At 61.7% G+C, this 16,265-nt stretch carries 12 protein-coding genes and 2 pseudogenes; 6 read left to right on the top strand and 8 right to left on the bottom strand.

The features are described 5' to 3' along the window. Positions 1 to 4: 4 nt before the first annotated feature. Positions 5 to 331 carry a thioredoxin gene (trxA, locus tag QWB57_RS00690; RefSeq protein ID WP_288967894.1) on the bottom strand — a complete coding sequence of 109 codons (327 nt, stop codon included), beginning with the start codon at positions 329 to 331 and terminating at the stop codon, positions 5 to 7. Positions 332 to 569: 238 nt separating this feature from the next. Between trxA and rhlB the strand changes: the two genes are divergently transcribed. Then, a complete protein-coding gene (rhlB, locus tag QWB57_RS00685; protein ID WP_288967893.1) occupies positions 570 to 2,267 on the top strand; it encodes an ATP-dependent RNA helicase RhlB in 1,698 nt (565 codons plus the stop codon). 59 nt (positions 2,268 to 2,326) lie between these two features. Here rhlB and QWB57_RS00680 read toward each other — a convergent pair whose 3' ends face one another. After that, positions 2,327 to 2,773 (bottom strand): hypothetical protein, encoded by a 447-nt coding sequence (locus QWB57_RS00680; protein WP_288967891.1) that lies wholly within the window; start codon positions 2,771 to 2,773, stop codon positions 2,327 to 2,329. A 426-nt stretch (positions 2,774 to 3,199) separates the two neighbouring features. Here QWB57_RS00680 and QWB57_RS00675 point away from each other — a divergent pair, with 426 nt between their 5' ends. From QWB57_RS00675 to QWB57_RS00665, 3 genes are read left to right on the top strand one after another with little or no spacing between them, the layout of a single operon-like run. Continuing rightward, positions 3,200 to 3,889, top strand: a complete 690-nt coding sequence (locus QWB57_RS00675) for an ATP-binding cassette domain-containing protein (RefSeq protein ID WP_223629651.1) — start codon at positions 3,200 to 3,202, stop codon at positions 3,887 to 3,889. After that, positions 3,882 to 4,835, top strand: a complete 954-nt coding sequence (gene ftsX / locus QWB57_RS00670) for a permease-like cell division protein FtsX (RefSeq protein ID WP_223629650.1) — start codon at positions 3,882 to 3,884, stop codon at positions 4,833 to 4,835. Before QWB57_RS00675 ends, ftsX begins: the two co-directional genes overlap by 8 nt. 1 nt (position 4,836) lies before the next feature. After that, positions 4,837 to 5,667: a response regulator gene (locus QWB57_RS00665; RefSeq protein WP_223629649.1), complete on the top strand. Its 831-nt coding sequence runs from the start codon at positions 4,837 to 4,839 to the stop codon at positions 5,665 to 5,667. Positions 5,668 to 5,764: 97 nt separating this feature from the next. Here the strand turns inward: QWB57_RS00665 and QWB57_RS00660 are convergent, their stop codons facing one another. After that, positions 5,765 to 8,023, bottom strand: coding sequence for a DUF5916 domain-containing protein (locus tag QWB57_RS00660; RefSeq protein ID WP_288967887.1), 2,259 nt, complete (start codon positions 8,021 to 8,023; stop codon positions 5,765 to 5,767). Positions 8,024 to 8,272: 249 nt separating this feature from the next. Between QWB57_RS00660 and QWB57_RS00655 the strand changes: the two genes are divergently transcribed. Next, positions 8,273 to 10,315: a M1 family metallopeptidase gene (locus tag QWB57_RS00655; protein ID WP_288967885.1), complete on the top strand. Its 2,043-nt coding sequence runs from the start codon at positions 8,273 to 8,275 to the stop codon at positions 10,313 to 10,315. Between the two features lie 15 nt (positions 10,316 to 10,330). Further along, positions 10,331 to 11,299, top strand: a complete 969-nt coding sequence (locus QWB57_RS00650; RefSeq protein WP_223629646.1) for an alpha/beta hydrolase — start codon at positions 10,331 to 10,333, stop codon at positions 11,297 to 11,299. Here QWB57_RS00650 and rodA read toward each other — a convergent pair. From rodA to QWB57_RS00625, 5 genes and pseudogenes are all read right to left on the bottom strand, one after another. Beyond that, the gene (gene rodA / locus QWB57_RS00645; RefSeq protein ID WP_223629645.1) at positions 11,296 to 12,423 is read right to left on the bottom strand and encodes a rod shape-determining protein RodA; all 1,128 of its coding nucleotides are present in this window, start codon (positions 12,421 to 12,423) and stop codon (positions 11,296 to 11,298) included. The genes QWB57_RS00650 and rodA overlap by 4 nt on opposite strands. Before the next feature lie 119 nt (positions 12,424 to 12,542). Then, positions 12,543 to 14,381 (bottom strand): annotated as a pseudogene (mrdA, locus tag QWB57_RS00640) (penicillin-binding protein 2); the annotation flags it as partial. Beyond that, positions 14,378 to 14,854: a rod shape-determining protein MreD gene (gene mreD / locus QWB57_RS00635; protein ID WP_223629644.1), complete on the bottom strand. Its 477-nt coding sequence runs from the start codon at positions 14,852 to 14,854 to the stop codon at positions 14,378 to 14,380. The gene mreD and the pseudogene mrdA, both read right to left, overlap by 4 nt. Positions 14,855 to 14,931: 77 nt before the next feature. Then, positions 14,932 to 15,780: pseudogene (gene mreC, locus QWB57_RS00630) on the bottom strand (rod shape-determining protein MreC); the annotation flags it as partial. 104 nt (positions 15,781 to 15,884) lie between these two features. Then, a partial coding sequence (locus QWB57_RS00625; protein ID WP_288967882.1) for a rod shape-determining protein occupies positions 15,885 to 16,265 on the bottom strand: 381 nt, incomplete at its 5' end.

The following is a 16,265-nucleotide window of genomic DNA, read 5'->3' as shown; positions in this document are numbered from 1 at the left end:
TACATCAAAGTGCCTTGTCGATCAGCTGCGCCAGCTGGGCCTTGCCCACCGCGCCAATCTGGGTGTTCTGCACCTGGCCATTCTTGAACACCAGCAGCATCGGGATGCTGCGCACGTGGTACTTCATTGCGGTCTGCTGGTTCTGATCCACATCCACCTTGACGATCCTGGCCTTGCCGGCGTACTCGACGGCCAGTTGATCCAGGCTGGGTGCGATCATCTTGCACGGCCCGCACCACGGAGCCCAGAAATCGACCAGCACCGGCTGGTCGGAGGCCAGCACTTGGCTGTCGAAATCGGCGTCGGTGGCATGCAAAACGGTATTGCTCATGATCTCTCCAAAGGCAAAGCGCTACGAAACAACGCGCGAGTGATAAACTTGGGGGACTTACCTTGACTTTCAAGCGCTCTTTCGAGCACTTTCAAGCGCTTTTCAAGGCAACGTGCCGGGAACGACCAGCCCCGGAGTCCTCCCGGCAGTCTGCGTGGCTGCCCTCCATTCATGCAAGTGGCACAGTGCAACGCGGCGTTCTGGACCCGTGTGCCTGCCACCTTCCGAGGCATACACCGTGTCCGATAAACCCCTGACCGACATCACTTTTTCCACTTTCGAACTGCACCCTGACCTACTGGCTGGGTTGGAAGGCGCGGGTTTCACGCGCTGCACGCCTATTCAAGCGATGACTTTACCGGTGGCACTACCCGGCGGCGACGTGGCCGGGCAGGCCCAGACCGGCACCGGTAAAACCCTGGCCTTCCTGGTCACGGTGATCAACCGCCTGCTGACCCGCCCGGCGCTGGCCGACCGCAAGCCGGAGGACCCGCGCGCGCTGATCCTGGCGCCGACCCGCGAGCTGGCCATCCAGATCCACAAGGACGCGGTGAAATTCGCCGCCGATCTGGGCCTGAAGTTCGCGCTGGTGTATGGCGGGGTGGATTACGACAAGCAGCGCGAGCTGCTGCAGGCCGGTGCCGACGTGATCATTGCCACCCCCGGCCGCCTGATCGACTACGTCAAGCAGCACAAGGTGGTCAGCCTGCACGCCTGCGAAGTGTGCGTGCTGGACGAAGCCGACCGCATGTTCGACCTTGGCTTCATCAAGGACATCCGCTTTTTGCTGCGCCGCATGCCCGAGCGCACCACCCGCCAAACCCTGCTGTTCTCGGCCACGCTCAGCCACCGCGTGCTGGAGCTGGCCTATGAACACATGAACGAGCCGCAGAAGCTGGTGGTCGAAACCGAGCACATCACCGCCGCCCGCGTGCGCCAGAAGCTGTATTACCCGGCCGACGAAGAGAAGCTGCCACTGCTGCTGGGCCTGCTGTCGCGCAGCGAAGGCGCACGCACCATGGTGTTCGTCAACACCAAGGCGTTTGTCGAGCGCGTGGCGCGCGCGCTGGAAAAGGCTGGCTACCGCGTTGGCGTGCTGTCCGGTGATGTGCCGCAGAAGAAGCGCGAATCGCTGCTGAAAAAATTCCAGGCCGGACAACTGGAAATTCTGGTGGCCACCGACGTGGCCGCGCGCGGCCTGCACATCGACGGCATCAAATATGTGTACAACTACGATCTGCCGTTTGACGCCGAAGACTATGTGCACCGCATCGGTCGCACCGCCCGCTTGGGCGAAGAAGGCGACGCGATCAGCTTTGCCTGCGAACGCTATGCGATGAGCCTGCCCGATATCGAGGCGTACATCGAACAAAAAATCCCCTCTGAACCGGTGACACAAGCGCTGCTGACTGCATTGCCGCGCCCCGAACGACCCAAGCCCGAGGCCGGTGCAGACGGCGACAGCATTGGCGAAATCTTCAAGGAAGTGCGCGAAGCCCGCGCCGCCGAGGACGCCAAGCGCGGTGGTAGCGGTCGTGGAGGCCGCAGCAACGGCAATGAACGTCCCGGTGCACGTCGTGGCAATGGCTCAGACAGTCGCGGGCCGCGCCCACCGCGCAAGCCGCGCGTAGAAGTCACCACCACCTCGCCTGCGGTACCCGCAACGGAACACGCTAACGCTAAGCCGCAAGAGAGGCCACAAGACAGCCAAGCCGAAGGCGAACGCGGCGAGCGTAAACGTCGTCGCCGGCGGCGTGGGCAGCCGCTGGACGCTGGCAATGTCGCTAGTGTGGCAGCACCGCCCACCACCACCGAGCCACGCTTCGTGCCGGCCAAATCCGCACCCCCCACCGCCGCCGTGCGCCCTTCGCTGCTGGTGCGCATCGGCCGTGGCTTGAAATCGCTGGTGACCCGCTCACCCAACAAGCAGCACTAAAGCCTGGCATTAGATATTGCGGGGCCCCAGCAACGCAGGGGTTCCGCGGCGACGTGTGTTCAGCCCGTTATTCCACGCGCATTGACGGCAAACCCAGCAGCGGTTTGCCTGGCCGCGTCTTTCGCAGACTGGGCGGTATCGCGCAAATGCGCCACTGCGACCTCGACCACTGGCATGCAGCCCGCAATAACGCGCTGAAACCGGGCGATGACCTGCGCGGCAACCGCAGGAATGGCCGCCAGTCGCTGCAACGCAAATTTGATCGCCGTCACTGCTTGCCCAAAGATGGCGCGAAGCTGTTGACCGAAGATTCCCGCCACATCTTGTCCCGCGTGAACGGTTATTTTCACCACACCCCGCACCCCCGCTACAAATGCATGGAATGCCGCGTTGACCATTTCATGCATTTGGCCTGCGACAGCACGCGGCAATGCAGACGCCGGGCCAGTCATCACCAACACCGGCGGCACCACCAACTTGAACCCTTCAATGACGGCATCGGCCACGACGCCGCATAGCGATAAATCGACTACCCCGCCAGCGGCGGGCACAGGGGGCCCGACATTACCGGGCCCGCGGCAGAGCCTCCCAGTGACACCCCCAGTACTGCTGCTGTTTTTGATCCACCACACCCGTCATCACCAGCCCCATGCGCTGCTGGAATGCGCAAACCACCTGCTGGGTTTTCATCCCCAAACGGCCATCGGCAAGCACCGTGGCAACCCTACCAGCACCACATTGAGCCTTGCCCTGTCTTGATTAATTGTGCTGCGCACAGTGCGGCAGTGCGCGTTGCAGCACGCCGTTCAACGCGGTTGGGGCGCAATGCCGGACACCTGCGATTAACCAGTGTCGACGGCCGGCGCTAGCCGTTCCGCTGGCAACGGGCGATACTGCTATACCTTCGCCACACGCCTGAACACATCGCCACCATGCCGGTTCTGCGTTTTGACACTGTCAGCAAGACCTATCCCGGCGGCCACACTGCGTTGGCCGAGGTGAGCTTTGCGGTGGATGCCGGTGAGATGCTGTTTGTCACCGGCCATTCGGGCGCTGGCAAAAGCACGTTGTTGAAATTGATCCAGTTGGTCGAACGCCCCAGCCGCGGTGCGGTGCTGTTTGATGATCGCAACCTGCTGAAGGTGCGCAGTGGCGGCATCGCCGGACATCGCCGCCAATTGGGTGTGGTGTATCAAAACCACCAATTGCTGATGGACCGCAGTGTCGCCGACAACGTGGCGCTGCCATTGGTGCTGCGCGGAATGAAGCGCGTCGAAATCAACAAGCGGGTGCGCAGCATCCTTGACAAACTCGGCCTGGCCGCGCGCGAACGGGCCCTGCCCTCGCAACTGTCAGCCGGCGAGCAGCAACGAGTGGGGATTGCGCGGGCGGTGGTCGCCGAGCCCGCCCTGCTCATTGCCGACGAACCCACCGGCAATCTGGATCCGGGTTTATCGGCCGAAATCATGGGCCTGTTTGCCTCGCTGCCCGAACGCGGCACCAGCGTGTTGGTAGCCAGCCATGATTTACGGCTGGTCAAGCACATGCGCAAACGGGTGTTGGTGCTGGACAAAGGCCGCCTGCAAGATGACATCGCACCGGAGGATCTGGTCGATGAATGAGCGCAGCACTGCCACCCATTCCAGCCGCATCGGCGCGTGGCTTGCCCATCACGGCTTCAGCCTGACCGCCAGCCTCGGCCGGATGTTGCGCACGCCGTGGGCCAGCTGTCTGACGATTGCGGTGATGGCACTGGCGCTGGCCCTGCCGCTGGGGCTGTGGCTGGTCCTGCAGAATGTGGCCACCCTGAGTGGACAGGTGGATGCCAGCCATCGCGTGACGCTGTACCTGAAACCCGGTACCGACGTCGCACAGACCCAAGCCGTAGTGCACTCCCTGCAGCAGCGTGCGGATGTGGCAAAGGTCGTAACCATCAGCCCCGAGCAAACACTGGCGGACATGCAAAAGCGCGAAGATCTGGCCGCGGCCATCGACATTCTGGGTGCGGATGCCGCTCGCGCTGCATTGCCGCCCGTGTTGCAAGTGACCCCGCGCACAGGAAATATCAGCGCGCTGATCACCACCGCACAAGCCCTGCCCGAGACTGACCGCGTGCAATTTGACGCCCAATGGCGCGGCCGCTTGCAGGCATGGCTGGCGTTTGCCCTGCGTACAGTGCAAGTCCTGGCTGTGCTGCTGGGCTTGGGCGCACTGTTGGTGGTGGGCAATACCGTGCGGCTGGATATCCAGTCGCGCCGCGAGGAGATCGGTGTGCTGCAACTTCTTGGTGCCAGTGATGGATTTGTGCGTCGCCCCTTCCTGTATCTGGGGGCGTGGTACGGGCTTGCCGCAGGCGGCTTGGCGCTGGCAATTCTGACTGCGGCACAATGGGCGCTACGGCAACCACTGGCCGATCTGGCCTCACGCTACGGCAGTCGCTTCGCATTGCAGGGGCTAGACCCATTGGCGATTGCCGCCGTACTGGTGGGGGCCAGCCTGTTAGGCTGGCTGGGGGCTGGGCTGGTCACCGGCCACCAATTGCGGCAAAACCGTCCAAGGAGGGCATGAAATGGCGGACAAGCACGATCTGCGCCATGTCGTCAGCGACGCCCCCCGGGTAATGGTGGTCGATGGCAGCAAGCTGGTACGCAAACTGATTGGCGACACTCTGCGCAAGGAGTTGCCCAGCGCCGATGTGGTGGGCTGCGCCGGATTGACCGAGGCGCGTGCCGCCCTGGCCGAGGGCAGCGTGGATCTGGTCACCACCGCACTGGTGTTGCCCGATGGTGATGGCTTGGCGCTGGCACGGGTGGTGCGCGAAGCTGCGGGCCAAGCGTATGTACCCGTGATCGTGGTGTCCGGCAATGCGCAGGAAGCATTGGAAACCCGCGCTTTCACCGAAGACATCACCGACTACTTCGACAAATCGCTGGGGCAAGAAGCCTTGGCCGCGTTCATTCGTGGCTATGTGCAACCCGCCCCCATCGACGGTGCGCGTGTACTGTACGTGGAAGATAGCCGGGTGGTTGCGGTGGCTACCAAGCGCATGCTGGAGCGGCAATCCCTACAAGTGCTGCATGTGGTCAGCGTGGAGGAAGCGCTGGATCATTTGCACAAATACATCGGCCGCAGCGATGGTGACGTGGGTGCCGACCTGATCCTCAGCGATGTATATCTGAAAGGCCTGCTCAGTGGCCGCGATCTACTCAACCAGATTCGTGCCGCGTTCCGCTATGGCAAACGCAAATTGCCGATGGTGATGATGACCGGCGACGATAATCGCGATAACCAGGCCGCGCTATTGCGCGAGGGCGCCAATGACCTGGTGCTCAAACCCATCGAAGAACGCCTGTTGGTGACCAAGGTGCTGTTCCAGTTGCGGTTGTCGAAGTTGGGATGATGCTGTGTCGCCACGGTGGGCGCGGCCAAGGGCCGCGCCTGCGGGGCTTCGGATTTCCCGTACGGGCACGCCATGCGTGCGACCTATCGGTGCAGACTCACGGCTGCCAGCCATAGCTCATCTTCAAAAACACGCTGCGCGTATTGCCGAACAGCTCGTGGTGGTCATCGTCCATGAACGCGCCATACGCAGCCCCGGCATACAACGCCGTGTGCGGGTTGAGCTTGTACGAATACACCACCTGCGCCGCCCAGTCGCGCGCACGCTGGTTGACGGTATCCACATACAACGCCTGATCGCGTTGAATCTGGCTACCTTGCAAGGTCAACCGCAGGCGTTGGTGCGGATCCAATTGCCAGCTGCCGCCGGCATTCAGCACCTTGGCGGTGAAGGCGATACCGCCATCACGGTGCATGCGCTGCAAAACCACATCCCAATTCAGTGCCACCCCGCGCCCCAGTTCGGCATTGCCAAAGACTTCCAGCATGCTGCGCCGGCCGGTTTTTTCGGCAGTCAAATCCAGCAGCGTCCCCACTTGCAGATTCATGCCCACCTGCACGTTGCCGAGTGGCCGGAAGCTGCCGCTGAAATCAGCGTAATGCTCATCAAACAACCTGCCCTTCCAAAACCGCGAGCGGGTCAATGCGTGCAGGGTCAGCCCACTTTGCATGGGTCCTTGCACGTTGACCTTGCCTTCCAATTCGCGCTCCAGCAACTGCCCATCAAAGCGATGGGTGATGTCGAAGTCGGCATAGACATTGATGCGGTTGAACGCCTTGTCATCGCGATACCAATTGTGGCCGCCGCCGAGCAGTGATTTTTCGTAGCCTACCTGGCCCATGAACCCCAAATCCGCACGGAAGCCCGGGCTGATCGCCATATGCCACGCGGTGAGATTCCAGTTGCGGTTGCTGAATGCATACTGGGCGCGCCACGCATTGCCGGACGGCGTGGCATCGTTGCCCAATTCATCCTTATAACCATCCACGATGCTGGCCGGGTATTCGGACTGGCTGTGCAAAAACTGCGCTGATGCGGTGTGCGGGCCTTGCTGCCAACGTGCATCGACCCCCGCCACGTTATTGGCATAGTCATCGCCACGGCGGAAGGTGCCGATCACACCCACGCTCAATTGCTTGTTGAAGTCATGCCGATAGCGGCCGACCACAACGCTGGCCTTTTGATCCAACTGCTCGAAGGCGGAGCCCTGCACACCCGGCACCAACAGCAAGGTGGTGGCATCACGCGCCACGATGGCGCCATACGCGCCGCTACTGGTGCGGCCGGTCAGGCGCAGACCAAAATCCGGATCGGCAATCTGGCGGGTGTAGAGCACATTGAACTGGCTGCTGAAATAGTCCGCACCCTCCAGAAAGAACGGGCGCTTTTCCTGGTAGAACAGCGCAAAGCCATCATTGAAATTGAGCTGCAATTGGTCAGTTTCAACCTGTGAAAAATCCGGATTGAGGGTGGCGTTCAAGGTCATTGCCGGCGACGGTGCCCAGCTCACATCCAGCCCCGGCTCGATATTGGTTTTGCCACTGTCCCAGCGCGCACCGGCGGTATCCCGGGTTTGGGTTTTGCCCACCGTCAGCGTGGGTACCACTTCCAGATTGCGGCCCTGATGTACGCCGGCCATGCCCTCGTATTGGCCCCATTCGCATTGGAAGCATTTGGAGTCACGCGGGACTTTGTGGCTGGCCAGTTGATGGCGCTTGTCACGCGGCCAGCTGCGAAACAGCGAGATGCCCCAATGCTGATCGCTGCCACCGGCAGGAAAGCGCAGGGTGGAAAACGGAATCCTGATTTCAACGTCATATCCATCGGCGGTGCGCTGGCCAGCGCTTTGCCACATCCCGTCCCAGCTCGGGTCTTCCTGGTTGTCGGCATTGGTCTCATCGCGAATCAGGTCGGCCTGTACGCCCAGTGGATTGACGATCAGTTCGTAGCCACGGCGATGGTCGTTGAAGGTATCCAGGAACACGCCCACCCAATCGTCATTGAACGCGGTATCACGATCGCCCAGATGGGCACGAATCCTGGAGGGGTCGGTGTCCAGTGCATGAAACGCGACATACAACGCGTCAGCGGTGTAGCCAATCCGCACCGTGGTCTTGACCGGTGCGGGGCTGTTGTCACCGGGCTGGATTTCATAGGCAATCTCCTGCACCAGCGCGCCTTGCCATGCGGCATCGTCGAGCTTGCCATCGATGCTGATGTCGCCTTGCAACAGTGGAATCCGCCCCCCAGCAATGGCCACTTCGGGATCGACAGCCGTCACCGCTTGGGGTGCTTTTTTTGCTTGTGCGAACGGGCAACACAACAACAAGGCAGCGGTCAGTGCATGCAGTTTCAAGCGGATTCTCCAAACCAGATCGAGTGTTCAATCGGATGCGGCGCTTGCGCGCAGGGTTGCCATGACTGATGGCAGGGGCGGCCACGCATCCGGAGTGTTTTGCGGGCATCCACACTGCGTTTGCGCCTGGCTACGGGGTAGTGCCGAAGGCGGTCATGACAACCGGCAGGGGGGCTTGCCGACAAGGCGAATGCGACGAATACCTGCCAGCGGCGATAAACTCGGCATTTCCGCTACCGGATTGTGCCCATGCGCCAGCTAATTCTCAGCGTCTCCATCACCGCCGCGCTCGGCTTGGTTGCCAGTGGCTGCCAAGGCAATCAAGCCCCGCAATCTGCAACCCAAGCACAGGCCGGGCCTGCCGCCAGCGTCGAGAGAGTGGTGGATGAGCATTCCTACGCGCAGCCAGAGAAAGTGCGCATCACCGATATCGCACTGGATCTGGCGCTGGATTTCGACAAGAAAGAACTCAGCGGCAGCGCAACCTACACGCTGGACTGGTTGGACAAAACCGCCACGCAACTGGTGTTGGACACGCGTGATCTGACCATCGCCAAAGCCGAAGCACTCGGCAACGATGGCACATGGATGCCGCTGAAATTTGTGCTCTCGGACAAAGACAAGATCCTGGGCAGCGCACTCACCATCGAAACCCCCTCGCGCCCGGCCAAGGTGCGTGTCACCTATGTGACATCGCCCGATGCTTCTGGCCTGCAATGGCTGGCACCGGCGATGACCGAAGGCAAGCAGCAGCCGTTCATGTTCAGCCAGTCGCAGCAAATCCACGCACGTTCGTGGGTGCCGCTGCAAGACACGCCGCAGGTGCGCTTCACTTACAGCGCGCACATCACCGCGCCGAAAGACGCGATGGTGTTGATGAGCGCCGACAACGACCCCAACGCGGTGCGCGATGGCGATTACAGCTTCAAGATGCCGCAAAAGATTCCGTCGTATTTGCTGGCGATTGCGGCCGGTGATTTGGTGTTCAAGCCGATCTCCGCACGCAGCGGCGTGTGGGCGGAACCGGCGATGGTGGACAAGGCCGAGCACGAGTTTGAAGACACCGAAAAAATGATCACCACCGCGGAAGGCCTATACGGGCCGTATCGCTGGGGCCGCTATGACTTGCTGGTGCTGCCACCCACCTTCCCGTACGGCGGCATGGAAAACCCACGCCTGACCTTCGCCACGCCCACCGTGATCGTGGGGGATAAATCCCTGGTGTCGCTGGTGGCGCACGAGTTGGCGCACAGCTGGTCGGGCAATCTGGTGACGTTTGCCACCGACAAGGACAGCTGGCTCAACGAAGGCACCACCACCTATGTGCAAAGCCGCATCACCGAAGCGCTGTATGGCCGCGACATGGCCGACATGGAAGAAGTGATCGACCGCGACGAATTGAAGGCCGAATTCAAGACCCTCGACCCCAAGCTGCAACGGCTCTCGCTCAAACCCGGCACGCTGGCCGATCCGGATGACCAGTCCAGCGCGACGGTCTATACCAAGGGCGCGTGGTTCCTCGAATTTCTGGAGAAGCGTTTTGGCCGTGAGGTGTTCGATCCGTGGCTGAAAAGCTACTTCAACCACTTCTCGTTCCAGAGCATCACCACCCAGCAATTCCGCGACTATCTGAAGACTAATCTGATCGACAAACACCCGAATGTGGTGACGATGCAGGAAGTCGACCAGTGGCTGTATGAACCGGGCATTCCGGGCAATGCACCGCGGGTGGAATCAGGCAAGTTTGCCACCGTCAATGCGGCGCGGATTGCGTGGCAGGGCAGTGCCAAATTGCCCGACAAGAGCATCACCGGTGCATGGAGCACACAGGAATGGGTGCACTTTCTGGAATCGATGCCGGCTACGCTCAAGCCCGAACAGCTGACCCAACTGGATGAAGCCTATCACTTCACCGGCACGCCCAACGGCGAAATCGCGATGCGCTGGTATCCGCTGACAGAACGCAGTGGCTATACCGCGGCGCGCGAAGAAATGGGCAAGTTCATCGAACGTGTGGGCCGGCGCAAATTGATTCTGCCGATCTACAAAGCGCTGGTGGTGACGCCGGATGGATTGGCGTTTGCCGAACAAGCGTTCGCCAAGGCCAAGCCCGGCTCGCACCCGATTACCGCAGGTTCCGTGCAAACCATCCTGGACACCGCCAGACACATGCACCCGGCCGCGACGGCACCTTCTGCAGACAAACCTGCCGTGGTGGGTGGCCCGGTCAAGGCACCGATGATCGAAGACCCGGCCAAGCCACCGGTGCAGCCGGCACCTGCCAGCAAGTAAGCCGGTGTTTGCCTGATGTTGACCCTGCACGGTGGCGTCATCGCTGCCGCCGTGGCCAGCACGGTGGCGATTGCCGCCATCTTGCTGTGGCGCCAGCGCTGGTGGCTGATTCGCGCCGAATTCACGCGCCTGCGCCGCGCCGCAGGCCTTCGACGCGCAACGGTCACTGCGGCAGGGCATCGTTGGGTGTATGCCAGCCGCGAGGGCGAAGCTGGCGACGCCCTCACCGTGGTGATGCTGCACGGTTTCACCGGCAGCAAGGAAAATTGGTACCCGCTGGCGCGAGTATTGGACACCCGCTATCGCTTGCTGATCCCGGATTTACCCGGTTGGGGCGAGTCCGAGCGCAAGCCCGGTGCGGTGTACGGGTTTGCCGAACAGGCCGCGCATGTGGCTGCCTTGATCGCGGCGCTGTCACCGCAACAGCCGGTGGTTTTACTGGGGCATTCGATGGGGGGGGGCATTGCTGCGTTGGTGGCGGCGCGTTACCCGCAACAGATTGCCCGCGTGGGCCTGTTCAATGCTGCTGGCGTGCGATTTGCCGACAATCACTTTGGGCTTGCGGTGTTGGCCGGCGAGAATCCGTTTGCGGTCAGTGATGCCGCATCGTTGCGGCGCTACATCGATACCGTGTTTCATTGCGCCGATGCCAAGCCATGGATCCCGTGGCCAGCGTCGAGTGCTCTGATCCAGCAGCGCCGCAATGATGCTGATTTCGAACAGTCGGTATTGGAAAAAATCGGGCGTACCGATGACGCGATGTTGCCCGGTGCAGAGGCCTCGCAGATCCACCAACCTGCCCTGTTGCTGTGGGGGCGACAAGACGCGGTGATCGACCCCAGTGCAATGGCGATATACGCCGCACAAATCCCGCAAGCCGAACAAGTACTGCTGGACAATTGCGGGCATATGTCGATTGCGGAACACCCGCATGAAGTTGCGCTTGCGGTGACTCGCCTGATCACCACCAACAGCACAACTTAGCGATGCACCGGCCTGTGCGCGCGTAGTGCCATCACCACGCCGAAACCCAGCAATATGGTGACCGCCGATGTGCCGCCGTAGCTGATTAACGGCATCGGTACACCCACCACCGGCAACAGGCCGGAAATCATGCCGCCGTTGACCATCACATACACGAATAACGATAAACCAATCGCACCCGCCAGCATCCGCGCATAGCCATCGCGCGAATCCGCAGCGATCCACAAACACCGTCCGATCAGGAATACATACAGCGCCAGCACCACCATTACGCCAACCCAGCCAAAATCCTCGGACAATACCGAGAACGCAAAATCGGTGGTGTGCTCGGGCAGGTAATTCAGATGCGATTGGGTGCCCTGGCCCCAGCCCTTGCCGGTCATGCCGCCGCCGCCGATGGCGATTTGCGATTGCAGGATGTTCCAGCCCGCGCCCATCGGGTCGTTGTCGGGATTGCGGAAGGTCAGGATACGGTCTTGTTGATAGGGGCGCAGGAACGACAGCCATTCGATCGGTGCCAGCTTGGCAAACGCAAACCCGCCGCCGCCCAACACTGCCGCGGCTCCCCACCACCACCATGAGGTACCGGCCAGAAACAGCACAAACACGCCGGTGGCCATGATCAGCACGGCGGTGCCCAAATCCCGCTGCAACAGGGTCAAGCCTACCGGCAGTGCGATGATCGCCACCCCACCCAGCAGCACCATGAAGCGTGGCGGCAGGCGGAAACGATCGAAATGCCAGGCCAGCATCATCGGCAGGCTGAGCTTGCACAGCTCGGCTGGCTGCACATTGAAAAATCCGAGCTTGATCCAGTGATTACCGTACTTTCCGCCACCGATGAACAGCACCAGCACCATCGGCACCAACGACAATACAAAAATGGCCGGGGTGGCTTGTTTGAGCAGGTGCATGGGGACTCTGGAACTCACCCATAACGCCAGCAAGCCGACGAAATAGAACGCGCCCTGCATCGTCACGCCACGCACGGACTCATTGCTGGCGCTGTATTGGGTGGCCAAGCCAATCACCATCAAGGCCAACAACACGGCCAGCATCGGCAGGTCGAGGCTGCGGGTAAAACGCAGCAACAATTCCAACAACCATCGCAACAGGAATTTCATCGCGCAGGCTCCTCCGGTGCTGGCGGTTGGGCATCAGGGCTGCCGCGCACATTGGAAAAATCCGGTGGCGCGGTTGCAGCTGACACAACCCCCGCCTCCGGTACCGGCGGGATTGGCTTTTTACCCAGCAACCACGCATCAAACACCTTGCGTGCAATCGGCGCCGCCGTGGAAGCCCCGTAACCACCCCCTTCAATCGCCACCGCGATCGCAATGGTCGGCGCATCGGCCGGCGCAAACGCGATAAACAATGCGCGATGGCGCAGATGCATGGGCAGGTTGCGCGGATTGATGGCGGCATCTCCGCGTCGGCTGACGACCTGCGCGGTACCGGTTTTACCGGCGATCAAATAGGTCAGGCCCGGGCGGATATTGGTGGCGGTGCCCGGGCCATGCACGGTGCCGATCATGCCCTCGCGCACTGCTTGCAGATGCGCCGGGTTATTGGTCATGCGCACTGCCGGTTTCAGCGGTACCGGTTGCCACGGCGCATCGAAATCGGCGCGCATGTCTTTCACCAGATGTGGTGGCCGCAGCCAACCACTTGCCAAACCACCGGTGGCCTGTGCCAGTTGCAATGGGGTGACTTTCCAGAAGCCTTGACCGATGCCGGTGATCACCGTATCGCCGGGGTACCATTTGCCTTGCTTGGGCGCGTTTTTCGCCTTCCACTCGGGTGAGGGCAAGATTCCGCCAATTTCGCCAGCCAAATCCACGCCAGTCGGCCGGCCAAATCCGTAGTGCCCCATGTACTGGTCAACCCGGGCGATACCCATATCCAGAGCCAGTTTGTAGTAGTAGGTATTGACCGAGTCGTAAATGGATTTGCGCAAATCGGTCCAGCCGTGGCCACCCCGGTGGGAGTCGCCATAGCCACGTTTTTGTCCGGGCAGGTAGAACATGCCGGTAGATAAAATCTTGTCTTCCGGACGCCGCAGGCCACTATCCAACCCGGCCAGCCCCAGCATTGGCTTGACCGTCGAACCGGGGGCAACGCCACCTAGTACCACGCGATTGAACTGTGGCCGCGAAGGGTTGTTGTTGAGTGCTTCGAAATCTGCGTGACTGATGCCATTGACGAACAGGTTGGCGTCGAAGGTGGGCAGGCTGACCATCGCCAAGATCTCGCCGGTGCGCGGATCGACCGCCACTGCCGAGCCCTCCAACTCACCGAAGGCATCGGTCATCGCTTGCTGCAAGTCGGCGTCGATCGACAGCCGCAAATCGGTGCCGGGTGTGGCCGGTACCGTGTCCAACGTCCGCACGGTACGCCCCGCCACATTGGTTTCCAACCGCCGGTAGCCGGGCTTGCCGCGCAACTGCGCTTCGTAATAGCGCTCCAGACCGGACTTGCCAACATGGGTATATGCACCGCCGGCATCCCCCAATCCCGCCAGATCTTTTTCATCGGCGCGTCCGACATAGCCCACCACATGCGAGAACAGTGCGCCATATGGGTACACCCGCCCCAGGTACGGCACCAAATCCACACCCGGGAAGCGCCAGCGGTTGACCGCAAAGCGTGCGGCCTCGTCGTCACTGATACGCAGTTTGAGGCTGACTGGCTTGAATGGGCGCGCCGACTTGTACTCGCGCAGAAAGCGTGCTTGCTGCTCGCCATCCAGCGCTACCACACCTTGCAAACTGGCCAACAAGGCCACGCCATCCCCGGCGCGCTCGGGCACCGCATCCAACCGCCAAGTGGCGATGTTGTCGGCCAAAATGCGACCTTTGCGATCGTAGATCAAGCCACGTGCCGGGGCCACCGGCACCAATCGCAAGCGGTTGTTTTCCGATCGCGTGGCGTACAAATCGTGCTGCACCACTTGCAGATGGAAATACCAAGCACCCAATCCGGCCAGTCCCAGCAACGCTGCGACAAAACCCACCAGCGCGCGCCAGCGAAACTGCGCAGCTTCGGCGATGTGGTCTTTGATCAGGCGGGCACGGACCTTCATTGTCGACGCAGACGCAGGCTGTCCAGCAACAGATGCAGCGGCGGCCACAACAGCATGCCCAGCAGCGGTGCCAGCCAATAGGCAGGGGCTGGTTGTGGCACCCCCATCACCACATGGACCACGCCGCTGATCACGCGGTCGTTGAGCAACAGCACGCCCAGCGTCAATGCTTGCTGCGACATCGGGAAAAACCGCAGGCGTGGCCTAAACCGTTCCATGATGAAGGCCAATACCACCAGCCGCAGCGCCTGCTCGCCCAGCAATCCGCCAAACGCCAGATCTGCCAGTAGCCCGAGCCCAAATGCCACACCCAGTCCGACTCGATCAGGCACTTCCAGCAGCCAGTACGCCAGCACCAGCGCCAACCAGTACGGCCGCAACGGTTGCAACCAATCCGGCAACGGCACCACCCCCAGCAACAAGGCCAGCAACAAGCTGACCGGCAACACCCAGCCATTGCGTTGGCGGCTCATGACGCAGGGGACCGGGTCGGCTGACTCGTCGTTCTGGGCACGACCACATTGGACGCCGGCGGTTTGGGTACGCTTTGCACTGCCACCGGCTTGTAACCGCGCAATAGCAACACATCACGGCCACGATCGAGCTGGGCCGCGGGCCGCACATCGGCCCTGAGGAAGGCACGACTATCATCGGCGCGCAAGGCTTGCACAGTACCGACCATAAACCCTTGCGGAAAGCGCCCACCCAGACCCGAGGTCAACAGGACATCTCCGGTGCGCACATCCGCCGACAGCGGCACATCGGCCAATTCCAGCGCATCACTGCGGCCAGTGCCATACACCATCAAGCGCACGCCAGTACGTGCCACCATCACCGGCACGGCGTGGTCGGGATCGGTCAACAGCAGCACGGTGGCAGTGGTGGGGGTCAGCGCAATCACTTGCCCCATCAACCCGCCGGCATCAATCACTGCTTGCCCCACGCGCACACCGCTGTTGCTGCCAGCGTCCAGTATCAGGCGTTGGCGCGTGGGGTCCAGATCCAGATCCAGGACCCCTGCCAATTGCACATCCAACCGCGCACGCTCGGCGCTGTCCAACAATCCGCGCAGGCGCGCGTTTTCAGCCGCTGCGGTGCGCAATCGAGCATTGCGGGCTTCGGTCAACAACAGGGCTTGGCGCAGCCGCGCATTGTCATCGGCCAATTGCACATGGGTGACCGCGTTTTCGCGCAAGACCGTGCCAATCCGCGCCGGTTGCCCGGCCAGCCACCACAACGGCTGCACCACCGCCTCGGCTTGCACCCGCAGGCTGCGTAACCAGCCGCCGCGATGATCCAACACCATCAAGGCAGTGGCCAGAATCAGAAACACCAGCAACCGCAACACACCGGCGACTTCACCGGGACGGGCAGCAGGGGAACTGGCGGGGCTGGGCACGGTGGTGGCGTCGGTGAAAGCAGCGGTGAAAGTAGCAAGATCCGCCCACTTTTGCGGGCAACACGGATGTGCACATCACGCACGCATCCGCCCGGCGAACACGGTCACTCGGGTGCAAAGAACTCGTTGCCATGCATATCCACCAACTCCAGCGCACGCCCGCCACCGCGTGCCACGCAAGTCAGCGGGTCATCGGCGACCTGCACGTGCAGGCCAGTCTCCTCTGAAATCAGCTTGTCCAAATCGCGCAGCAGTGCACCGCCACCGGTCAGCACGATGCCGCGCTCGGCCACGTCGGCACACAGCTCCGGCGGGGTCTGTTCCAGCGCCAGGCGAATCGCCGAAACGATACCGGCCAGCGGTTCACGCAGGGCTTCCAGCACTTCATTGGAGTTGATGGTGATGATCTTGGGCACGCCTTCCGCCAAATGGCGGCCAGAGATTTCCACTTCACGTACCAGCTGTTGCTGGTAAGCATTGCCCAG

Origin of the sequence: uncultured Thermomonas sp. (assembly GCF_937872235.1) — a bacterium.
Taxonomy (GTDB): Bacteria; Pseudomonadota; Gammaproteobacteria; order Xanthomonadales; family Xanthomonadaceae; genus Thermomonas; species Thermomonas beijingensis.
This window is presented reverse-complemented; position numbering and strand designations above follow the sequence as displayed.